Source organism: Chryseobacterium sp. SIMBA_038 (assembly GCF_046535115.1).
GTDB lineage: Bacteria > Bacteroidota > Bacteroidia > Flavobacteriales > Weeksellaceae > Chryseobacterium.
Genome location: NZ_JAWRXH010000002.1, coordinates 695,980 through 719,703 on the forward strand (window position 1 = coordinate 695,980; position 23,724 = coordinate 719,703).

Below are 23,724 nucleotides of genomic sequence, written 5' to 3' on the forward strand. Positions count from 1 at the left end.
TTTAGGATACAGGAAATGAAATATTAATTTTCAATCCTTTTTCGGTTTTGGTGTCAAAAGTAATTTCTCCGCCGATAGAATCTATACGGGAACCCGTACTCGTGAGCCCATTTTTATAAATTAATTCTCCAGAGATCCCTACACCATTGTCTGTGTAATGAATTGTGATAAAATTATTTATTCTCTCAAATTTTAAAACTACTCTGTCTGCCTGACTGTGTTTTTTCATATTAACCAAAAGTTCTCTAATAATCTGATAAACCTCTTCCTGACTAGATGGTTTCACGTCTTTCCAAATGGTCTCATCATTTCCGGCAACATAGGTATTTACTGTTTCGTTTTTAAAGGTGGCAATAAGCTTTGAAATTTTCTTGCTGAAATCTTCCTCATCTTCCTTTAAATCTATTTTTTCATAAGAAATATCTCTTGATTTTTCATAGACGAATTCCAGCTCATCCAGCATTTCATTTTTATCAATATTTTCTTGATTTTCAATTTTGGTTATTACCTGATAAATGCCGTTTGCTACAACGTCGTGTACTTTTTTAGAGAGTTTGAGTTGGTTGTCTTTTATTTTTAATTCGTTTTCTTGTTTTAATCTTTTTTGTCTTTTTCGATACGAGACAATAATTATTATTAATGCTAGAGCTAGTAATGCTACGAGAAAATATTGTTGTAGAATGTGGTTTTCTCGTTGTATTACATCTGCTTTTAAACTAAGATTTTCTGCTTTTTCTTTTTCAATACCGTACCGGAAATAAGCAAACTGATTTTTAGCTCTGCTTCTTGAAATTATAAGACTATCATTAAGGGATTGGTAAGTTTTGAAATATTTTGAAATGTTATTGGGATCAAGTTCTATAAGTTTGTTTAACGCTTGTAGCTTATCTTCAGGATTTTTAACCATTGTTGCGGTCTCTAACATTTTCTGTGCAAAAAAAAGAGATTTATTTTTGTCCTTTTCTTTGAAATAGTCAGATAATGTAGAGTAACTTGAATTCAATCCTTCTGTATTTTTATCTTTTTGCCTTATTTCTAAAGCTTTGTAATATTCAGGAAGTGGATTGTAATTTTTATTTTCCATGAATTTTGCTTTAGCAAAATTATTTAAAGCTCTCGAATAATCTTTGGGATCTGTAATCAAAATAGCATCTCTAAGATATTGCAATGCTTGCTTTGAATCTTTTTTAGAAAGTAATGAGACTGCTATATTGTTATAATAAGTACGTTTTATATTGGTACTTATTGCATGATGGATGGCTTCTTTATAAAAATTAATAGCTTCATCGTAATTGTACATAAATGCAGAAGCAATACCCATATTGTTGAAACTAGCAGCTAGATCTCTTCTAGTTATACTATCTTTAACATTAATTAGAAATTTATTAGCTTCGACAGAGGTTTCAATGGAACCATAAAAGTCTCCTTTGTTTGTTTCAATGATTGCCATGTTGATCAAGCATTGCCCAGTCCTTAATGAATCATTATTTTTAATATACTCATCTTTGGCTAGGGTATAATAATAGAAAGCAGAGTCACTATTTTTTGCATTCCTAAAAGCTCTTGCTTTTTGATGTAGTAAATTTTCTTCTTTTGAGTTTTCTTGTGAAGGTTTAATTTTTGAGCAAGAAAATAGAATGATTGGTATTATTAATAAGAATATTTTTTTCATAGCTTAGTTTTATACTGCAAAATAGTAAAAAAGGACAGATTTATACAATCTGTCCTTTCTAATTTTAAGGATTGGTAAAAGGGGGTGGAGTTTGTCCTGTATCACCTGTTGTTCCGCCTCCGCCACCAGGCCCTCCATCTTCTCCGGTTCCGGTAGTCGGCCCGCTCGGTCCGTTTTGCACTGTTACAGGGTTTCCGTTATTATCGTTACACGTTGTTGTATTTGCGTTGTTATGTGAGAATGCTAAACCTAGTAGCATTAATATAAACTGGATCATGTTTTCAAAAAATTTATTGTTAAAGCATTCGTGTTCTTCCCTGCGAAACAGATCGCAGATAGTTTTACACGTTTAAAATTTCGAAGCGCTTCTTAAATTTTTTGGGAAGTGAACCTTCAAAAACGGAGGAGAAACATCTGCTTCCCAACCCGGAGTTTTCCTCCGTTTTATCTGGTGATTTTGAAATCAGTTTTGTACATTTGTTTTTGTAATGTTTTGTTTATCACTGATTTCTGAAGCAAAGATGCGACAATGGGTAAGGCAAGTGTTAGACAAAACATGGACATCGATGGACATCAAATGGACAGGAATTGTATTACGGAAACCCGTAATGCGACATGGTCAAAAATTAGCTATTTTGTAACTCCTTAAAAACTAACTATGTCCAAGAAAAAACTATTAATTCATGAGGTATTCAGAAAGGCGGAAGAAGAAACCGGGAAAAAAACGAAAAATGGCCTATCAGCTTACTTGTGGGCTTATTTTGATGAACGTTTTCCGGAGTATATTACAGATAAAACTTTGTCTAGGTATTATGACACATTCATACGTGACAACGGAGACCGAAATATAGATGTCGATATTTTAGATAAATTCAGTGCATATGTTGGTTATAAAGACTTCGCAGATTTCTCCAGAACTTTCGTCAAAAAAGATGATGATGCCAATAAAACCACCGTTAAAATAAGTGTTGATAAAGATGAAGAATCAATCTCTGAGCTACTTTCTAATATAATTATCAATATAACGAACGAGCAAAATTTCAAAATGCCCGAATTCATGAAGAAAAACGGAATGGGAATTATGGAAATGGCTTTGGTAATCTGTCTCGTCACCGGAAGTGTGGTTTTTTCGCATCCAAAGAATAAAACGTATGGTTTTGCCGGAATGTTACCATCGATGGAGTGTATGTATTGGAATGGAAGCGAATATAAATTAGTAGATTGTAACGACAAGAATCCAAGATTTGATAAGAAAATTCCTATGGATAAGGATAATTTACAGTTTTTTAAAAGAATTTTGCGAAAAGATACATTGACCTATGAAAATGCAGTTGGAAAGACATGGTATTCAAAATATAATGGTGAAGTAGAGTTTTTTACAAAAGACGGAACAGATCCTGATACTGGTAGAGAATTAAGAAAATCAACTCCTCTTATGTTAGAGAAATATGCTTTTCAGCATTCTGACTCCATAGAAGTAGAATGATAAATTTCCTTCACAATTATTTAAACTTAGCTTAAAACAATTCACAAAAGAATCTATTACTTTCGTCTTATTTTAAAATGAACAAAGGAATATTTTCACTTTTACTTTTTACGTTTACTCTATTTTCGGCACAGCAAAAACCTGTACAAATTGCATTTCTTTCCGATGTGCATTTTCAGGATTTGTATGGAACTTTTTCAGATAATAATTTTAAAGGAATTATCAATCCTAAAACAGGAAAACCTACCATTCTGAGAACGATGGATTCGCAATTGCATTCCACGAGAATTTTTAATGAAAATTATTTTGCCTTTCTGAAAGCGTTGGATGATATTGCCGCAAAGGAAATTAAAATAGTCGCCATGCCGGGGGATTTTTCGGATGATGGACAAGCCTATAACCTGCGCGGTCTTCATACAATATTAGATCAGTATCATAAAAAGTATGGAATTGATTTTTACTTAACCACAGGAAACCACGATCCTGTTGGCCCGTTTCGACAGGACGCAGGAAAGGATGATTTTTTAGGACAGGACGGAAATCCATTAGGAATTTACAGCAAAGAAAACCTTGGAAAAGCAAAGAATAGAATCATTACAAAAGACATCGCCGAATCCGGATATTTAGAAATTTTAAATGAATTAAAAGATTTCGGTTTTTATCCCAAAAAAGAAAATCTGTATTGGAGTACACCTTTTGATCAGGATTCTTATAAAAATTATTCATTCGAAAAAGCTTTACAAAATGCTGATTATTCCAAAAGAATGTATGACGTTGCGACAGGTTTTTCTGTTCCCGATCTGAGTTATGTTGTTGAACCAGTGAAAGGGATTTGGATGATGGCAATTGATGGAAATACCTATATTTCTAAAAACCTCAACGAAAATCCAAATGATCCTTCCAATTATAATGGAGCAAGCATTGGATATAATAACGTCTTGACCAATAAAAAACATTTGATCAAGTGGGTAAAAAAGATTGCAGATGAAGCAAAATTAAATGGTAAAATCCTGACAAATTCATTTTGCAGGACACATGCACATCAACGACACAGGAATTCGAAAAATCGAAGAGAAAATGTTGGTGAATGTTCAGGTTCCTTCATTGGCGGCATATTTACCGAGTTATAAAATTCTCACGATTCATTCTCCTGAAAAAATGGAGGTACAAACGGAAGTTTTAAATGATGTTCCTCATTTTGACGATCTTTTTCCTTTATATGAAAAGGAGTACGAAGCATTAAGTCAAAACAAAAATGCAACACTTTGGAATAAGGATATTTTGAAAACAAAATCCTATCACGGCTTCATGCTGTTTCACTTAAAAGAATTGGTTCGCTTAAGAATGATTCCGAATGATTGGCCAAAAGAATTTATGGAGAAAGCGAAATCTTTAAATGGTGAAGATTTGCTTTTATTAGCGCAAAATTCAGGGTCAGAAATAAAGCAAACAAGAATTGATTCAAAATCATTTAAAAAATGGAGTTTTGAAGATTTGTTATTTGATCTCTATAAGTTCCAATCTGCGGATGAGCTGGCTAAAAAAGACATTCCAAAAGAAAGATTGCAACAATATCAGACATTGGAAAAGTTATTTGAAACCAATCAATCCCAAGATCCTTTTATCATACAATTAAAATCGGTCTTCAAAATTCTTTCTTTATTGTCAAACGGAGATCCGGCAGATCATTTCGAGATAGATTTGAAAAAACAGGAAATAAAGAGGTTGTAGTTTTTTATTTCCCACGGATTTCACGAATGCTTGCGTTTTATCTTTGTGTTATTCGTGAAAAAATTAGTGTTATTTGTGTTTAAAATATTTACTAGAAGCAAAAAAGACTGCCCAAAAATCAGACAGTCTCTCCTTTAATATCATTTTAATTATTTTCCATTCACAGGATTTTTCCTTTCATACGTATTGTTATCAAAACTGATTTTATAGTTTGACTTAAAAAGCTTACTTGGGTGATAATAATCTGTAGTAATTACCTGCGCACCGCTTTCTTTCGCCTTTTCAAACCTTGAATAGTCTTCTTTCCTTGCTTCCATCGTATCGGCGTCGGCTCTTGTTCGGATGATATAGCCTTGTTTTACGAGATCATTAATTTTCGGACTCGGATCATTCATAAATAAAACAGCAGACTCAGGCGTTCCAGGAGAGGAATTGGTAAAAACCATTCTTTCTTTCAAAGAAGGATGTCCTTTCATATAAATATCCCTGTTTTCACTGTTGTTATCGAGTACAAAAAGAAATTTTCCTTTGGCATCTTTCACTTTTGGCCAGTTTTTATGTAAAACGGCTTCGTTTAATGTTTTGTAAGAACCGCGAATATCGTCCGGAGTTATAATTTTATTTTTACCTAAATATTTTTTCAATTCATTATCCAGATCATCGAAAAGTTTTGAAGTGTAATGTTCAGGTTCCGTGCCAAATCTGTTGGTTTCTCCATCTTTAGGTTCTAGTGTAATGAATACAGGATCATGATCCGGATGGGCATCTGACCACTTTTTAAGATCTTTCAAGCAATCTTCTAATGTGTAATACCAAGTCTGATAATCAATATCTGTAATGTGGATCATTTTATACCCAGGCTTCTTCATTTTCCCTTCAGGATCGAATGGTTGTGAAGTTTTTACAAGGTCTAAAATCTTCGGATGAGCATATTTTCCGCCTTTGCTGTCTGCATACACATCAATTTCTAAATTTCTTAATCCTAAATCTAATTGTTGAGGTATAGGAATGTGTTCATATTGAATTCTAGGCAGAGAATTCATAGAATCTTTCTTAGATAAATAGCTGTAAACCTCTGGAAGAATAGCTTTCTTATAACTATTGTGAGAGCCTATTACCTGAATTTCATTAATTTTTAAATCATTAAGATTCTGAGATTGCGACCAAAATAGATTTAAAGAAGAGAGGTACAAGACTATAAAAGCGGTCTTTTTCATTTCGTCAATTTTTGTAATGGCGAAATTAATGACTCTTCTTATCAGACGATTTATATATTATGTTAAGTGTTTTTTAAGATTGTGTGAATGAGAAAAAACATAGCTTCATAAATAACTAATAAACAGCGTGTTTTTATTTTCTCTTTTTGAGATATTTAAGTTTAATTGATTTTAAGATAACATTATGTTAAAATGATTTCGTGGTATATCATTTTACTTTGTATGCCGAAAATGAAACGAAGATCAAGTTAAAGAAAACCACTGTTGCGGGAACAACAGCGGCTTTTTTACTAAGCAAAGCATCGTTTAATTACAACTTACTTTACTTAATGATATGTACCACAAAATTAATTTTTTTAAATTTAAAAAGCTAATTCCGATCGCATTGATCTTTTTGGTGGCAAACCAAGCTCATGCTGAAGGATTTACAAAAACTCATTCTGTTTCCTTTCGGGTGGATGAAACAATTGCCGGAAATGTCACAGATCAGGATGGTTCAGCGATGGAAGGGGCGAAAGTCACCGTCGTTGAAACAGGGGCTACGGCAACTACCGATGCTTCAGGAAATTTTTCTATTTCCGCTTCTGTAGGACAAACGTTATCTATTTCTTATGATGGATACGAAGTACAAAAAGTGAAGATCACCTCTTCATCAGTTTCAATTAAACTCCAATTCAAAAAAGCAGCTACTTCTATTGAGGAGGTCACTTTGGTAGGTTACGGATCTCAGAAAAAATCAGATTTAACAGGAGCTGTAAGTCAATTGAAGGCAGAAAATTTCAAAGAAGGAATGAATATTTCTGTTGATAATTTGATGCAGGGAAAAATTGCCGGTGTTCGTATCGTTCAGTCGAGCGGTGAACCCGGAGCGGGAGTGAATGTTTCGATAAGAGGAATTGGCTCTATCAGAAGTGGTAGTACGCCTTTATTCGTTGTAGACGATGTTCCTTTGAGTAATGATGCGGTAAGCGCACAAAGTCCGAACGTTGGGTTAGGAAATGCTCAGGCTAAAAACCCGTTGAACTTTTTGAATACTTCAGATATTGAATCAATCACTGTTTTAAAAGATGCTTCTGCAGCTGCTATTTATGGAGCAAGAGGATCAAATGGTGTTGTTTTGGTAACGACAAAAAGAGGTAAAAAAGGAGAACCGATGTTTACGTATGATACGTATTTAGGTTTTTCTTCTGTGATTAAAAAATTAGACTTATTAACAGCAGATCAATACAGGGCTGCAGGAGTTGATAAATTGTATGACCACGGTGGAAATACAGATTGGCAGGATGAAATCTACAGAAGTGCAGTTTCTCAGAATCACTCGGTGTCATTCTCAAAATCTACGGAAACAGGGAATTATTTTGCCTCACTTTCTCATATGGATCAGGATGGTATCGTGCTGAACAGTGGTTTTAAAAGAACAACCGCTCGTTTGAATGCCGAAGAATCTTTCTTTGATAATAAAAGATTAAAAGTTAAACTAAATCTTACGGCGAGTGACATCAAAGAAACCGGAATTCCGAACGGAGCCAATGCAGGTTCTGATGGTCAGGTAATTATCCACGCTCTGATGGCGAATCCTACACGTTCTGTGTACGATCAAAATGGAAATTATACGAATTTCAACATGAATGCTCACTACAATCCATTGTATTTATTGAGTGTTTATACTGATAAAACGAATACTTTCAGAGTATTAGGAAATACGGAAGCAACGTTGAGAATCTTACCGGGATTAAATTATAAATTCAATTTAGGTATCGACAAAACAATGTCGGAAAGGAACACAACAATGTATCCGAACATCACCGACAGAACTCCAAAAGGGATGTATGTTCAGGCAAATCTAGACTCTTATAATGTACTTTTGGAACATTATTTAACGTATGATCTTAGTTTAAATAAACATAATTTCAGCTTATTAGGAGGTTTCTCTTATCAAAAATTTAAATCATCTGGAACCTATTTCGGGGTTAGAAATATTGCGAACCAAGGAGCAGGAGTTGCACCGGAAATTAATCCTGGATATTCTGGAGAGGCATTCATTCCGGGAGCGGGATATAATCAGTCAAATGAATTACAATCTTATTTTGGAAGGGTAAATTATAATTTTGATAAAAAATACTTATTAACGGTTTCCTTAAGAGCTGATGGTTCTACGCGTTTCGGAAGTAATAACAAATATGGCTACTTCCCTTCAGCTGCAGTAGGTTGGACGATCTCCAATGAAAATTTCCTGAAAGATTCTCAAATTGTTAATGAATTAAAATTAAGAGGAAGCTGGGGACAAACAGGTAATCAGGAAGTTCCGAACAAAATTACTCAGGATAGCTATTCATTAGCTCAGGATGGAGGATATTATTTATATGATAATTTAAATCTAATCAATGGAGTTAAGATCGCAAGAACATTAAACCCGGATCTGAAATGGGAAGTGGTGGAGCAAATAAATATCGGAACAGATTTCAGCTTATGGAAAAACAAATTGTACGGATCTTTAGAGTATTACAACAAAACGACAAAAGATCCAATTCTTAATATTCCTTCAAGAGTATTGAGTCCAACAACTTTGGTTTGGAAAAATGTTGATGCACAGATTGTTAATAAGGGTTTTGAGTTTACTTTAGGTTCAGAAATTATTAAAAATGAGAATTTCACATGGAATCTTGATGTAAACGGAGCAACGGTAAATAATGAAGTTAAAAACCTTCCGGTTACAGCAATTTATTCAGGTGAAGTTTCAGGGCCCGGGCTTTCCGGAGTTACGGCAAATATCTATAAAAATGGATATGAAGCAGGATCTTTCTTTATGTTGAATTATCAGGGAGTTGATGCCAACGGAAAATACATCTATGAAGATATTAACGGAGACGGAAGGATCGATCAGAAAGACAGAAAAATTTTCGAAGGTGCTATTCCGAATTTCACTTTCGGGATCAATTCTTACATGAGGTATAAAAAGGTTGATTTTGCATTTTCATTTATCGGTCAGACAGGCGGTTACTTATTGAACAATACAGCATTGGATTTAAATATCAATAACTTAGCTTCAGACAGAAACGTTTTGAAAGAATTTTATGATTCAGGCGCGAGTTTCACAAATCAGCCGCAATTATCGTCATTATATCTTGAGAAATCAGACTTTATTCGTTTGAATAACGTAAGACTGGGATATACTTTCGATATGCATCAGCTGAAGTTTTTGAAAAGCATTAATCTTTACGTAAGTGCGCAGAATTTATTAACGATTACCAACTATTCAGGTTACGATCCTCTTGTTGATACCAACAAACAGGTTGGAGGAAACCAGTCTCTGGGAATTGACTACACTACATATCCGTCTGCGAAAACTTTCATTTTGGGAGCAACTGTTAAATTTTAATTTAATCTAAAAAGAATATGAAATCTAATTTTTTACATATTAATAAAATCGTTTTATCTGTTTTTGTATTGGCCTTAATGGGATGTACAAATCTTGACGAGCAAGTGGTAGATGAGGTATTGGGCTCTGAAAATCTTGCAGACCCCGAAAGTGCAATTGCTGCAGCTTACGGACAGCTTGGTGACGGAACTTTTGTAGACCATGGAAGTGTTTTTGCATTACAGGAATATTCTACCGATGAAGCCTTATTGGCAACAAGAGGAAGCGACTGGGGAGACGGCGGAAAATGGAGAGCCATGCACGAATTTACATGGGATGCCAGCAATGATGTCGTAAAAACGACTTGGGATCAATTAACTTCCGGGATTACAAAATCTTTAACGGCAATTAAAAGTATCAACAAAAGCAGTGTAAGCAATAAAGCTTTATTTTTAGCTGAGGCAAAAGGATTGTTGGCTTATTATACTTACAACACTTTGGATTTATTCGGACAAGCCCCGTACAGAGATCCAAGCGATTTAAATGCCCCGATTGAGATCAGAAAAGCAGATACTTATATCGATGCTTTAATTACAGAAGTAGAAGGTCTTATTCCTAATTTGGCTGATATTAAAACTCAGAATACACATGCCGGAAGATTCACAAAACAGGCGGCTTATGCTTTACTGGCAGATATGTATCTGAACAGAGCAGTTCTTAAAAATAAAACAGCAGGTAATTTTAATTTTGTAGAACAAGCTGTGAATGGTGGAGGAACAGATATGGATAAAGTAATTCAGTATTCTAATTTATTGATTAATGGAGGGCAATTCAGTTTAGAATCTAATTATTTCCACAATTTTGATATTAATAATGATACAAGTAAGGAAATGATATTCACGATTGTTCAGAAGAAAAACTCGAACAGAAATGCGGATAATGACTTGGCTTACATGTCAATGGAAAGAATCCAGAAACCTTCCCCTGATAACAGAGGAACGAATGCTTCTTGTATCACTCCTGAATTCTATTATTCTTGGAACGGAAATCATGATGATCCCCGTTTCCAAAGAAGCTACCAGTATGAAGATGGAACATGGTTCAGAAATGATGGAACGGATGTAAGCGTACCTTCAACAAGTAAAGTAGAAGGAACAGGGAAACCTTGGTTCCATTTCAACAGAGGATTGCAGGTTGGGCAGCAATATGGTCCAAAACTTCTTGCCAACGGAAGCTTTGATATGACAGCAGATGGAAGAATTAAAGTTTATAAATTATTCACAGAAAAAAACACGACACTTGCTGCAGATTTTACACCTGAACTAAATTTTGATAATCCTTCAGAAGCTGTCTTTACTCAGTCTCAGATCAACAGAGGAGTAAGAAATTTCAAGTTTGAGTTTGATCCGGGTTACGGAAATAACGGAACAAGCGGAATGGATGTGCCTTTATACAGATTAGGAACAATTTATATGATGAGAGCAGAAGCCTATTTCAGAGGTGGAAATATTGCAAGTGCTTTAGCTGATGTTAATATTTTAAGAACAAGCAGAACCCGTGATGCCTTAAACGGTAATGCTCCCGGAGTTGCGCTTACTTCATTAGACGCTAATACGCTGTTTAAAGAATCCGGATACGAACTATACTGGGAAATGTATAGAAGAAAGGCGATGATAAGATTCGGGAAGTTTGATCTTCCGGGAACTGCAAAGCCGGCTTCTCAACCTTACAGAAGGATTTTCCCGATTCCTCAGGCAACGCTTGACGCATCGAATGACCTTTCACAAAATCCTGGATATTAATTAATAGTCATCAATATAAAAATAATTTGCACAAAAAAGCGAAGGGAATCAATCTCTTCGCTTTTTTTATCTTTATCAATAGGAACGGGCTTTAGCCCGTTTAACAGAAAAGGCAAATCATCTGACTTTAGCCAAAACTTAAAATTACTCTGCATTCAACATTCCCAATTCTCCGAAATGTTTTTTGAATTTCTGAATTTTAGGACCTACAACCGCACTGCAATAGGGTTGAGTCGGATTTTCATTATAATATCCTTGGTGATACTGTTCTGCTGACCAGAATTTTTCGAATTGTGTTACTTCTGTAACATAAGTTCCCGACCATCTTCCTGACGCTTCAGAAGTTTTGATGGCTTCTTCGGCCTTTGCTTTTTCAGCATCATCTTTATAATAAATTACAGAACGGTATTGCGTTCCGATGTCATTTCCTTGTCTATTTAATTGAGTAGGATCGTGAAGGAAAAAGAATACATCCATTAATTGCTCGTAAGAAATGATTTTAGGATCATAAGTGATCTGTACAACTTCTGCATGACCTGTTTCTCCTGTGCAAACCTCCTCGTATGTCGGATTATCTTTATGTCCTCCCGAATATCCTGAAAGTGCAGATTCAACACCTTTAAGCATATTGAAACAGCTTTCCACGCACCAGAAACATCCGCCTCCGAAAGTAATTTGTTCTAAATTATTGTTATCCATTTTAGGTTGATTATTGTATTAAAAAAACTAATCAAAAGTAAGAAAAAGTTTTTCATTTTATGTTGAAAAGAGAGGTTTAAACACAAATTACACTAATAGATTTCACAAATAATCACAAGAAAAATATAATGTAAACATCTGTGTAAATCCGTGTAATCTGTGGGAGGTTTTTAAACACTAATAACACTAATTTTTTCACAATAAACACAATGATCCTTGTCAAGGTTTTAAACCTTGACAAGGATTTTACAGGTAAAATAAATATAACGCAAACATCTGCGTAAATCCGTAAAATCTGTGGGAGATAAAAAACAAAAAAAGCACCCAAAAAGGATGCTCAATTATATTTAAAATGTTTTTCAATTACTTTTCCCAAACCAAAGCACTTGCTCCTAAAATAGCAGCATCTGCTTCATCAAGTTCACTGAAAACCAATTTCACTTTATTTCTGAATATTGGAAGAAGATTTCTTTCCATATGAAGTTTAGCTGGCTTTAGGATAAAATCTCCGGCCTTAATCACTCCACCAAATAAAAGAATAGCTTCCGGTGAAGAGAACATGACAAAATTTGCCAATGCTTCCCCTAATTTCTGACCTGTATATCTGAAAACCTCAATAGAAATAGGGTCACCTTTCAAAGCACATTCGTGTACCGTTTTTGAGTTGATCGATTCTTCAGGAAACTGACTCAGCATAGATTCCGGGAATTCTGCTCTCATCTTTTTTGCAGTGATTGCGATTCCTGTTGCAGAAGCGTATGCTTCTAAGCTTCCTTCAGATCCGGTACTCCAGTGTTTTCTTCCGCCTGGTTTTACGATCGTGTGTCCAAGTTCTCCTGCAAATCCATCATGTCCGTAAATCAATTTACCACTTGAAACAATTCCGCTTCCTACGCCTGTTCCTAAGGTGATCATGATAAAGTCTTTCATTCCGCGAGCCGCTCCGAAAAGCATTTCACCAAAAGCTGCAGCATTAGCATCATTAGTTATTGTAGTAGGCAAACCGAACTTTTCAGTCATTAATTTACCAAACGGTATGACGCCTTTCCAGGGTAAATTGGGAGCCTGTTCTATTGTTCCGGTATAGTAATTTCCGTTGGGAGCGCCTACGCCAATTCCGTCAAAGTTTTTTTCTTTTCCGTAGCTATTGATCAGCGGATGCACTTTTTCGTACAAAGCATCTATGAATTCTTCAACCGTCGCATATGCGTCAGTGCTTAGATTGCCTTTTTCAAGAACTTCACCTCTGTGGTTTACAACACCGAATTTGGTAGTTGTACCTCCAATATCAATTCCTAGGGCAACGTGTTTTGATAAATCTATTAATGACATTTCTATTCTTATAAATTCTAAAGGGTTAAAATTATAAAAAAGATTGTATTAATGAATTATTAACGAAACATTTATTGAAAAAAGTTTTTAAGCAGTTTTTACCGTTTTCTTTTTTCTTCTTCCCCACCAAACAAGGAAGCCAGTGACTGGTAATGAGGCACATATCAAACTTACAATAAAGGCAATGATCTTAGTAGGAAGTCCTAAAATAGATCCAACATGAATATCATAATTGGCACCAACCGTTTTTTCACCAAAATTTTTGTCTTTCATGTCGTGAGTATGAAGCAGTTCACCTGAATTTTCATCAAAAATTAGACTGCTGCTTTTATGATAAGAGTAAGACAAATGTTTTACATAAACTTCGAAATTCGGATGCTCGTGATCATCCATATGCGGATGTCCAAGATCGAGTGCGAATCCGTAAGAATCAGGATATTTTGCTCTAACTATATTGCTGATCTTGTCTAATGTACCTTCAGTTCTTAATTCAATCGGAGCTTTTGTTTTGATATGAGAGAAATCCGGATATTTTGTTTCACCTCCTGAGAAGATCACATAAATCGTCGCCTGAACGACAAAAAAAGCATAAAATAATCCTGTAATTGAGAAAATTAAGGCAAAAATTGAGGCGTAAAAGCCTAAGATATTATGAAGATCGTAGTTTTTTCTTTTCCAGCTTTTGATATTCTTCCATTTGAATGAGAATCGTTGCTTTCTCGCTGCTTTGTTTTTAGGCCACCATAAAATAATTCCTGATATCAGCATGATAACGAAGATGATGACAGGAATTCCCACAACATACGTTCCCCAATCCTGCTTTAATAAATAGCTCCAGTGGATCATTTTTACAATCTGAAAGAAACCGTTTTTTTCGTCATAGGTTCTTAAAACTTTTCCGTCGTAAGGATTGACGTAAGCGACTTTATAGATAGGGAATTCATCAAAATAATTCCATGCATCGGTATTGTGTTCGTACCAATAGAATTGATAAGACATTTTTTTGTCGATAGGAATATTTACCCAATGAATTGGATATTTTTCTTTTACCTGAGCATCCACCGATTTTTCCAACACTCGGATCGGAAGAATCTGTTTTTGATCGATATTTTTTTCGTTATGATAGATGACATCTTTTCGGGTAATGTTCTCAATTTCATCTTTAAAAACGTACAAAGCGCCGGTAATGGAAATGATGAAGATCAAAAATCCAATACCTAAACCAAACCACAAATGTAGTTTTCCTGTCCATTTTTTGAATACGCTTGGCTTCTTTTTGTGATGTTTCTTCTTCATAATTTCTTAAAGTTAGACAAAGATAAGTTTTTAATTTTTATTTAGAATGTTTATAATTAACCAGCTTTTAATGGAAAATATTTTTCTTTAAAGGCAAGGTTATACAAAGTTTTCTTATAAATTTATTTCCATAAAGTTTGTCATTCTGTAAGAATCTACGCACGAATCTTTACAGACTATTTTCTAATACTATGCTTAGATCCTTACAGGATGACAAATATTGTGAATATTCCAAATGTTTAAATAATGACTGCATACTAGCCCCGATTGCAACGACATCCTTTTTCTGAAATGGCTTTGAAAAAAAAAGCGCTGGCGAAAAAGATATAGTGGAAAGCGGGAAAAAGCTTCAAATAAACTTTTAATTAAAATTTATATTCAACCATAAACGTTCCTCTTAATCCTAATGAATTAGTAAAGTCTGCGTCTCTTGCTGCCCACCAGGCAATTGCAGGCTGATAGGTTTTGTTGAAAAGGTTTTCGATACCTAAAGAAACTTTCCAGTTTTGGTTAACTCCATAGCTTGATTTTAGGTTAAAAACGGTGTATTCGGGAACTTTTCCTTCTCCGTAGGCATATAAACCTTTGGCATTAGGCTCGAATCTGTTTTGAGCAAAAGCATGCAACATATCCAATCCGACAGATAAAGACTGAATTGGTCTTACCTGAACATACGCTAAAACTTTCGGAGCAGAAATCCTACTGTTGTTGATTTTGGCTGAATAATCACCGTCATCTTTTATAGAAGTAATTCCCTCCATCCAACTGTAGCTTCCTCCGAAATTGATCCATTTTGTAGGTGTAAAATGTAAAAATCCTTCCACACCATACACAACTTCCGGTGATCTCTGAATTGTTAAAGCTCTGTCCGGACTTTGAATAAATGTAGCTCCCAATTTTGAAGTACTTACATAAGAAGTGATCTCATAATTAACCCATTTTGCAAGCTGTCCTGTTGCTCCAAATTCATAATTGTTGACAATGATTGGCTTTGTTTCAAGATTTTGGATGGTTCCTTCTGTTGAGGTTCTTAAAATTCTTCCTAATTCGTTGATCGAGTAGGCCTGAGAAAAGCTTCCAAAAAGATTAACCATCGGATTGATGTTGTAACGAACTCCAATATTTCCGACTAAGGCATTGTATTTTAGATCTCCGCCTGTCACGAAAATACTTTTTGTGAAAGTTCCGTCACTTTTAATCGTAGAAAGTGTATTGAAATCACCAACTTTTACGGCAATATTTTCATATCGTAAACCTCCTTTTAGGGTTAATTTTTTCATTAAATCAACTTTAACCAAAAGGAAAGGAGCGATGTTGGTCATATTCATGTCTGGAGTCCAGTAACGGCCGTCTTCCAGTTTTTGAACGGTTTGATCATTTAAAACATCTAAACCGTAGATAATTTCACCCTGAGAATTTTTATTACTCCATAATTGAGTATCGAAATTGGCTCTGGCACCTGTCTTTTTTGAAATAACATTCGATTGTCCGCCATTCAGGAAGGTATCGCTGTATCCATAAACGGTTCTGAAATCCTGTAAATAAAGGTTTACATTTAATGAAGTTCCTTTCCACAGGTTTTTGTTATCGTAGCTTAATTTGAAGTTATGATTTCTTGGGGTTCCCTGTGGAGTTGTTTCCAGGTTTTTTCCTTCTCCTTCTCCGATGGTTGGGGTAACGCCGTATTTTCCTGTTTTTAAGCCTAGATTTAAATCAGATTTGGCAGCATAGCCGATATAGGAAGCTTCAACTCTTTGATTATCATTAATAGAGTAGCCCAACTTCAACATTCCGTTGTAGTTATTCATCTTGGCTGTGCTGTATGTTGGACTCAGATTTACGCCATCTGCGTCTTTCATATAACCTGTTTTTTCATAAGCTAATGAAACCACATAATCAAACTTGCTGATCTTTCCCGATAAAAGCTGACTTGCTCTGTAGCCTAATGTTCCGCCATATTGCTGACCGGTAATTCCAAACTGTGAAATTCCCGAGATCTTCTTGTCGGATTTGCTTCTTCTTGTAATATAATTGATAATACCTCCGTCTGCACCGTTTCCGTAGATGGATGAAGCTCCTTTGATCACCTCAATTCTTTCAATAACTGAAGGGTCGATAGATCTTAAATCTCTCGCTCCGTTTCGAAGCGGAGTAGACTGTGGGATACCATCAATTAAAACCAAAACCTGGCGTCCGCGAAGAGTTTGTCCTGTATTGGAAGTTTGTCCAGAGTTTGTTGCCAAACTCGGAACCGTATATTGTAAAATGCTTGTAATATCTGAATTAACCGTCAATTGTGACTGCACCTGTTTTTCACCAACAACAGTTATAGAACTTGGTATTTCTTTAATATTTTCTCTCTTTCTGGATGCCGTTAACACAACTTCATCTACATCTTTTGTATTGATGCTGTCTTTTACTTGTCCAAATGCTGAAATAGTAGCCAAACAAGCTACAGATAGAGTTAATTTTTTCATTATAGTGTCTTAATTCCTTTTTTCTTTTGTTTTCCAAGCCATACTAAAAACCCTGTGACAGGCAATGATGTGCAGATAAGTCCTGCGATAAACCAAATAATTTTTCCGAACAGTCCAAAGTATGATCCTGTGTGAATATCATAATTGGCGTTGGCATATTTTTCTGCATTATTTAATTGTTGATGAGGTTTATTAGCCAATAATTTCCCTGAATATTTATCAAAAACCAATTGATTTCTGATGGCAAATTTTCCGTCTTCACCATATACGGAAACCGGAATGTTTTTTAAGTCTTTTCCTTTTTTATTTTTTCCGTTTAATGGAATTCTGAAACTTGATGAGGTGGCGTATAGTTTTCTTGTTTCCTGTGCGGTAAGATCAAATATTGCATTATTCTTTGCTAAAAGCGAGTCGGGAGATTTGATTTCTTTTTCTTTTGGAAGTTCCAACGAGCCTGAAAGTGTAATATTAAAAACATTTTTTACCCAAGGATAAGCGAAATAAATTCCTGATAAGCCTAGTATTAAAGCAATAAACGAAGCATAAAATCCTAAGATATTATGAAGATCGTAGTTTTTGCGTTTCCATGTTTTTACGTTTTTCCAATCGAAAGAGAAACGTCCTTTTCGCATTTTTTTATTCTGCGGCCACCAAAGAATGATTCCTGTGATGAGCATAATGATGAATAAAACAACAGGAATTCCAATTACATATTTTCCCCAATCTGAATTTAATAACAAACTCCAATGAATTGCCTTTAAAATAGGGAAGAGGTCATATTTTTCATTATAAATTCCAAGAATCTGACCTGTGTACTGATTAACGTAAATTAATTTGTTGATTTTTACTTCATCAAAATAATTCCACGCTTTTTTATCCTTTTCATAATACAAAAATTCATAAGATTTGTTTTTATCTAAAGGAATTTCAACGGAACTGATTGGATACTTTTCATTGATTTCCAAAGCAACTTTTTCACGAAGAACTTCAATGGATAATGGTTGATGAGTAATTGTCTCAGTTTTTACAAAAATGACGTCTTTTCTAAGCTGATTTTGAATTTCATCCTTAAAAATATACATCGTTCCCGTCAAAGAAACAATAAACACAATGAGACCAACGGACAAACCAAACCACAAATGCAGTTTGGCAGACCATTTTTTTGTTGAAGAAACCTTCTTCTTATGATGATGTTTTTTCTTCATATCAAAAAGTTAACCTTTTGAGGGGTTAACTTTTGTTTATTTAAAATTTGTATCCTATTGAAAGTCTCCAGTTTCTAGGAGCATTGTAGATCCAAGCGTATGAACCGTCATCGTTTCTGTATCCACTATATAATTTTCTGTTTAGAACATTGTTTAAAATTAGATTGACATCGAATTTTTTAGCGGCATAAGAAATTCCAAAGTTTGTATCGAAGTAATCTTCAAGAGTTTGATCCTGCTTTGCTGAAGTTCCAAACCAAGATTGCCTTCCCCCTTGATATTGGTAACCGGCAGAAAGTCCAAATCCGCTTAGCATACCGTTTTCAAATCTGTAGCTTAACCATGTATTTTGCACATTTTTAGCATTTCCAGGAGATTGTTGGCCTATTCTTGTAGCATCATTGTCCTTTACAGTTTTTGCGTCTGTATAAGCATAATTGATGACAACATTTAATCCTTTTACAATCTCTCCTTTAATATCAGCTTCAAAACCTCTGGCTCTTTGTTCTCCGGTTGCTAAAGAGAAGCCTAAATTAGGGTGAGCTGTATCTGAAGTGAATATATTCTGTCTTGTGATCTCGTAAACGGCAAAAGTTGAATTCCATTTACCGCCAAACCAATCTTTTTTAATCCCAACTTCTAAGTTCTGACCTTTGAATGGAGTTGTAAGAGGTTCTCCATTAGGATTAGCATCAGAATATTGTATTGCAGATTGTGGAACAAATGTTTTATCAAAAACTCCGTAAGCAGAGAAGTTTTCATTGAAAGAATAACTTACCCCAACTCTAGGTGTAAATTCTCCAGCAGTATCTTTTGGAACGATATTGTTAGGAGAATAAAACGGATATCCCGCATATGTTTTACCATTTGTATATCTTCCTGCTAAAGTAAGACGCAACTTATTATTGAACATTTCTATTTGATCCTGAGCATAATAAGATGTATATTTTACTCCCTGGTCATTATAGAAAGGCGCTGCAGTACTTAATGTGTAGAAACTATCAGGAGGAAGTGTAGACGGATCTACACCATACTGAGGATTTTGAATATTAATTGGATAAACTCCAGCTGCATAACCAGAGAAGTCTGCATTATATTTTCTATCTCCGTAATCAAATCCGGCAATTACTTTGTGAACGATATTTCCTGTTTTTAAGCTACCTCTTACATAAGTTTGGAAAATGTGATTTTTTCCAACAGCCTGCCAGTTACTTAATGTTCTGTTGAATATGTTACTGTTATTTGTGTCGAAACTTCCCCACCAAGAACCACCGTCGTAGTTCATATCCATATAGGCATATTGAGTACTCCAAGTCCAGTCTTTGAATAATTTTTGATCTAATGTCAGAAATAAACTTTGATCTTTTACTTCAGTTTTCTTGAAATTTTTATCATTAAAGTTAGTATGAACATTTAATGATGCATAACCGTCATTAGACATTAAATAGGCTCCGGGCTGAGAAAAGTTTAAGAATTGATAATTATATTGAGCTGTTAAAGTCGTAGTTTTTGTTGGTCTGAAAGTTAATGACGGAGCAACAATGATCTTTTTTGTTTTGTCATTTTCTGTCCAAGATCCGTTTGTGCTGCCCATTAAGTTTAAACGGTAATCTAGAACACCATTTTTTACAATAACGCCGTCTAGATCTGCTTCACCTCTGAAAAGATTGTAACTTCCTGTTGTAAATCTTACAGAATTCTGGAATTTTCCTGTAGGTTTTTTAGTTACAACATTATAGAAACCTGCCGGATCTCCCATTGAGCCCATAAAACCTGCCGGACCTTTTACAAATTCTATTCTGTCGATGATTGAAGCATCTGGATTGATGGGACCCCAAGTTGAAGAAACATTCATCCCGTTCATATAAGTTGCAATACTTGCTCCTCTCATGAATACGTTAGAATATACATTATCCCAGTGTTCTACTTTTCTGGCTCCACTTACGTTTCTTACGATCCCTTCAGACATGTTTAATGTAATCTGATCCGCTAATACCTGCGAACTGATAGATTGTACGTTTTGCGGAAGTTCCATAATGGGAGTTTGCAATCTTAAAGATCCCGAAACTTCATTAAGCTTATATTTTTGATAATATTTTCCCTTTACAACAACTTCTTCAATATCTTTTGATTTTGTTGAATCCTTTTGCGCAAAAGTCAACATAGACCCCAATAGTGAGGCACAGATCAGTACATTTTTCATGAAAGTCAAATTTTCTGCAAATATATTGTTTTTAATTATTCTAAATAAATTATCAAGTTGATATTTATCATACGAATGTTATCCACTGAATAACAAAAAACCGCTCCAAGCAATGCTGGAGCGGTTTCTATTCTATAATTAATTATTTCTTAAGCAGGAATTTCTCCTTTGTATAAGAATGAAATAATTTCTTTGTTTAATTTATCAATCATTTCGCTGAATAAGTGGAAAGATTCTTGCTTGTAAATTACAAGTGGATCTTTTTGTTCATAAACAGCTCCCTGAGAAGATTTTCTTAGATCATCCATCTCACGAAGGTGAAGCTTCCAGTTTTCATCGATAATTGATAGAGTGATGTTCTTTTCAAAATCGTTGATCAAACTTTCACATTGAGTATCGTGAGCTTCTTTAAGATCAGCTACAATAGTCATTGTTTTGTGTCCGTCTGTGAAAGGAACCTGAATCATTTTAAACATTGAACCTTGATTTTGATATACATTCTCAATAATAGGGAATGATTTCTCTTTCAATAAGTTCAGTTTCATGGCATAATCTTCCTGAGCAGCTTTGAATAAAATATTCGTTAATTCCGGAACTTGTTTGTTACCAAAATCACTTTCAGAAACAGGAGAAGCCATTGTGAAATGTTTGATTATTTCAAATTCAAAATCTTTATAACTTCCGTTTGCTTTTCCTTTTGCAACGATAGAGTTAGAAACATCGAAAATCATGTTAGTGATATCGTATTTCAAGTGATCTCCGAATAAAGCGTTCTTTCTTCTTTTGTAGATTACGTCACGTTGCTTGTTCATAACGTCATCATATTCAAGAAGTCTCTTTCTTGTTCCGAAGTTATTTTCCTCTACTTTTTTCTGCGCTCTTTCGATAGATTTGCTGATCATTGAATGTTGAATAACTTCACCATCTTTATGACCCATTCTGTCCATCATTTTAGCGATTCTTTCAGAACCGAATAAACGCATCAAGTTATCTTCAAGAGATACGTAGAACTGAGAACTTCCCGGATCTCCCTGACGTCCCGCTCTACCTCTTAACTGTCTGTCAACACGTCTTGAATCATGTCTTTCAGTACCTATAATTGCTAAACCTCCGGCTTCTTTTACTTCTTTCGTAAGTTTGATATCCGTACCACGACCTGCCATGTTGGTTGCAATTGTTACAACTCCCGGCTGTCCTGCTCCGGCAACGATTTCTGCTTCCTTCTTGTGAAGTTTCGCGTTCAATACCTGGTGCGGGATTTTTCTTAATTGAAGGGCTTTTGAAAGCAACTGAGAGATTTCAACAGACGTTGTACCAACCAATACAGGTCTTCTTGCTGCTGTTAATTTTTCAATTTCTTCAATTACCGCGTTATATTTTTCTCTGTTAGTTTTGAAAACTAAATCTTGTTTATCGTCTCTTAAAATAGAACGGTTTGTAGGAATTACCACAACATCTAATTTGTAGATTTCCCAAAGCTCGCCTGCTTCAGTTTCAGCAGTACCCGTCATTCCCGTAAGTTTGTTGTACATACGGAAGTAGTTTTGAAGCGTTACCGTTGCAAAAGTTTGCGTTGCAGCTTCAATTTTTACGTTTTCCTTAGCTTCGATCGCCTGGTGTAGACCGTCTGAATAACGACGACCTTCCATGATACGACCTGTTTGCTCGTCAACGATTTTTACTTCACCATCAATTACTACATACTCATCATCTTTTTCGAATAATGTATATGCTTTCAATAACTGACTCATTGTGTGAACACGCTCAGATTTTTCAGCAAAATCAGAGAATAGTTTTTCTTTAGCTTCGAATTCTTCTTCTTTAGTTAAATTTTTAGCTTCAACTTCAGCGATCTCAGTTCCGATATCCGGAAGAACGAAGAAGTTTTGATCAGAGTTTCCTTGAGACATGTATTCAACACCTTTGTCTGTAAGATCAACCTGATTATTTTTTTCCTCAATCACGAAATAAAGATCTTTATCTACGATCGGCATATCACGGTTGTTATCCTGCATGTACTGAGCCTCTACTTTTTGAAGCAATGCTCTGTTTCCGCTTTCAGATAAGAACTTGATTAATTGTCTGTTTTTAGGTAAACCTCTGTAAGATTGAAGTAATTTGAATCCTCCTTCTTTAGTATTTCCTGCAGCGATTAATTTTTTAGCTTCATTAAAAATTGCAGAAACGGTTTTCTTTTGAACTTCAACAATTCTGTCGATAGAAGGTTTAAGAACATCAAACTCTTGTCTGTCTCCCTGAGGAACCGGACCAGAAATAATCAATGGCGTTCTTGCGTCATCTACCAAAACAGAGTCAACCTCATCCACGATAGCAAAGTTTAATTCTCTTTGTACCAATTCTGAAGGTGAAGTTACCATGTTATCTCTCAAATAATCGAAACCGAATTCGTTATTTGTTCCATAAGTAATGTCTGAATTGTATGCTTTTCTTCTTCCATCTGAGTTCGGCTGGTGATTATCAATACAATCGATATTCATTCCATGGAACTGATACAATGGACCCATCCAAGCGGAGTCTCTTTTTGCAAGATAGTCATTCACGGTTACTACGTGAACCCCTCTTTCAGGAAGTGCATTTAAGTAAATAGGTAATGTTCCTACCAAAGTTTTACCTTCACCGGTTGCCATTTCGGCAATTTTACCACTGTGAAGAATAACCCCTCCAATAAACTGAACATCATAATGGACCATGTCCCAAACTACAGGAGTTCCGGCAGCGTCCCATGAGCTTTTCCAAACAGCTTGATCTCCCTGAATTTCAACGAAATCTTTAGTTGCAGCAAGTTCTCTGTCCATTTGAGTGGCAGTTACACGGATCTCTCCGTTTTGTGCCCATCTTCTTGCTGTTTCTTTTACTAATGCAAAAGCTTCAGGAAGAACCTGGCTAAGAACTTTCTCCTCAATTTCGTATGAATCTTTCTTAAGAGACTCAATTTGTGAGAAAAGAGCTTCTTTTTCATCAACATTGGTCGAATTTTTTATCTGCTCTTTAATCTGTTCTATCTGCGCTGTGATGGTACTTGTTGCTGTTTTTATTTTATTTTTAAATTCAGCAGTTTTCTCTCTTAAGCCATCATCAGACAATTGCTGAATATTTGGTTCAACAGCTTTGATTTTTGTTACAACTTTTTTTACTTCCTTTAGGTCCTGCGCTTTCTTGTCTCCCAAAAACCCTTTAAGAACTTTGTTTAAAAAACTCATAAATTTTTACTTTATGCCTAAAGCG

Annotated in this window: 15 protein-coding genes; 5 read left to right on the plus strand and 10 right to left on the minus strand. The window is 35.1% G+C overall.

The genetic code is table 11. The features are described 5' to 3' along the window. Window position 1: 1 nt before the first annotated feature. Window positions 2–1,672, minus strand: a complete 1,671-nt coding sequence (locus SB689_RS09475; RefSeq protein ID WP_410691875.1) for a tetratricopeptide repeat protein — start codon at window positions 1,670–1,672, stop codon at window positions 2–4. Window positions 1,673–1,736: 64 nt separating this feature from the next. Then, the gene (locus SB689_RS09480) at window positions 1,737–1,949 is read right to left on the minus strand and encodes a hypothetical protein (protein WP_410691876.1); all 213 of its coding nucleotides are present in this window, start codon (window positions 1,947–1,949) and stop codon (window positions 1,737–1,739) included. A gap of 381 nt (window positions 1,950–2,330) precedes the next feature. Here SB689_RS09480 and SB689_RS09485 point away from each other — a divergent pair, with 381 nt between their 5' ends. The 3 genes from SB689_RS09485 to SB689_RS09495 all read left to right on the plus strand — a co-directional run bounded on the left by SB689_RS09485 (window position 2,331) and on the right by SB689_RS09495 (window position 4,889). Beyond that, a complete protein-coding gene (locus SB689_RS09485; protein WP_410691877.1) occupies window positions 2,331–3,158 on the plus strand; it encodes a hypothetical protein in 828 nt (275 codons plus the stop codon). A 77-nt stretch (window positions 3,159–3,235) separates the two neighbouring features. After that, window positions 3,236–4,288 (plus strand): metallophosphoesterase, encoded by a 1,053-nt coding sequence (locus SB689_RS09490; protein WP_410691878.1) that lies wholly within the window; start codon window positions 3,236–3,238, stop codon window positions 4,286–4,288. A gap of 28 nt (window positions 4,289–4,316) precedes the next feature. Further along, on the plus strand, window positions 4,317–4,889 hold the full coding sequence (locus SB689_RS09495) for a hypothetical protein (RefSeq protein ID WP_410691879.1): 573 nt from the start codon (window positions 4,317–4,319) through the stop codon (window positions 4,887–4,889). Window positions 4,890–5,038: 149 nt separating this feature from the next. Here the strand turns inward: SB689_RS09495 and SB689_RS09500 are convergent, their stop codons facing one another. Further along, window positions 5,039–6,106 (minus strand): phosphatidylinositol-specific phospholipase C1-like protein, encoded by a 1,068-nt coding sequence (locus SB689_RS09500; protein ID WP_410691880.1) that lies wholly within the window; start codon window positions 6,104–6,106, stop codon window positions 5,039–5,041. A gap of 334 nt (window positions 6,107–6,440) precedes the next feature. On the opposite strand from SB689_RS09500, the gene SB689_RS09505 reads away from it, so the two are divergent. Beyond that, the gene (locus tag SB689_RS09505; RefSeq protein WP_410691881.1) at window positions 6,441–9,485 is read left to right on the plus strand and encodes a SusC/RagA family TonB-linked outer membrane protein; all 3,045 of its coding nucleotides are present in this window, start codon (window positions 6,441–6,443) and stop codon (window positions 9,483–9,485) included. 17 nt (window positions 9,486–9,502) lie between these two features. After that, window positions 9,503–11,266 (plus strand): RagB/SusD family nutrient uptake outer membrane protein, encoded by a 1,764-nt coding sequence (locus SB689_RS09510; RefSeq protein ID WP_410691882.1) that lies wholly within the window; start codon window positions 9,503–9,505, stop codon window positions 11,264–11,266. Between the two features lie 144 nt (window positions 11,267–11,410). Here the strand turns inward: SB689_RS09510 and msrA are convergent, their stop codons facing one another. The 7 genes from msrA to secA form a co-directional block, all read right to left on the minus strand. Beyond that, window positions 11,411–11,965 (minus strand): peptide-methionine (S)-S-oxide reductase MsrA, encoded by a 555-nt coding sequence (gene msrA / locus SB689_RS09515; protein WP_410691883.1) that lies wholly within the window; start codon window positions 11,963–11,965, stop codon window positions 11,411–11,413. A gap of 363 nt (window positions 11,966–12,328) precedes the next feature. Next, complete coding sequence (locus tag SB689_RS09520; protein WP_066754188.1) at window positions 12,329–13,297, minus strand: ROK family protein; 969 nt, start codon at window positions 13,295–13,297, stop codon at window positions 12,329–12,331. 87 nt (window positions 13,298–13,384) lie between these two features. Beyond that, complete coding sequence (locus SB689_RS09525) at window positions 13,385–14,593, minus strand: PepSY-associated TM helix domain-containing protein (RefSeq protein WP_410691884.1); 1,209 nt, start codon at window positions 14,591–14,593, stop codon at window positions 13,385–13,387. A 365-nt stretch (window positions 14,594–14,958) separates the two neighbouring features. Beyond that, window positions 14,959–17,070 carry a TonB-dependent receptor gene (locus SB689_RS09530; protein WP_410691885.1) on the minus strand — a complete coding sequence of 704 codons (2,112 nt, stop codon included), beginning with the start codon at window positions 17,068–17,070 and terminating at the stop codon, window positions 14,959–14,961. Beyond that, window positions 17,070–18,275: a PepSY-associated TM helix domain-containing protein gene (locus tag SB689_RS09535; RefSeq protein WP_410691886.1), complete on the minus strand. Its 1,206-nt coding sequence runs from the start codon at window positions 18,273–18,275 to the stop codon at window positions 17,070–17,072. The genes SB689_RS09530 and SB689_RS09535 overlap by 1 nt, the downstream gene beginning before the upstream one ends. 40 nt (window positions 18,276–18,315) lie before the next feature. Continuing rightward, entirely contained in the window at window positions 18,316–20,478 is a 2,163-nt protein-coding gene (locus tag SB689_RS09540) for a TonB-dependent siderophore receptor (protein WP_410691887.1), read from the minus strand. Between the two features lie 149 nt (window positions 20,479–20,627). Further along, on the minus strand, window positions 20,628–23,699 hold the full coding sequence (gene secA, locus SB689_RS09545) for a preprotein translocase subunit SecA (protein ID WP_410691888.1): 3,072 nt from the start codon (window positions 23,697–23,699) through the stop codon (window positions 20,628–20,630). Window positions 23,700–23,724 lie beyond the last annotated feature (25 nt).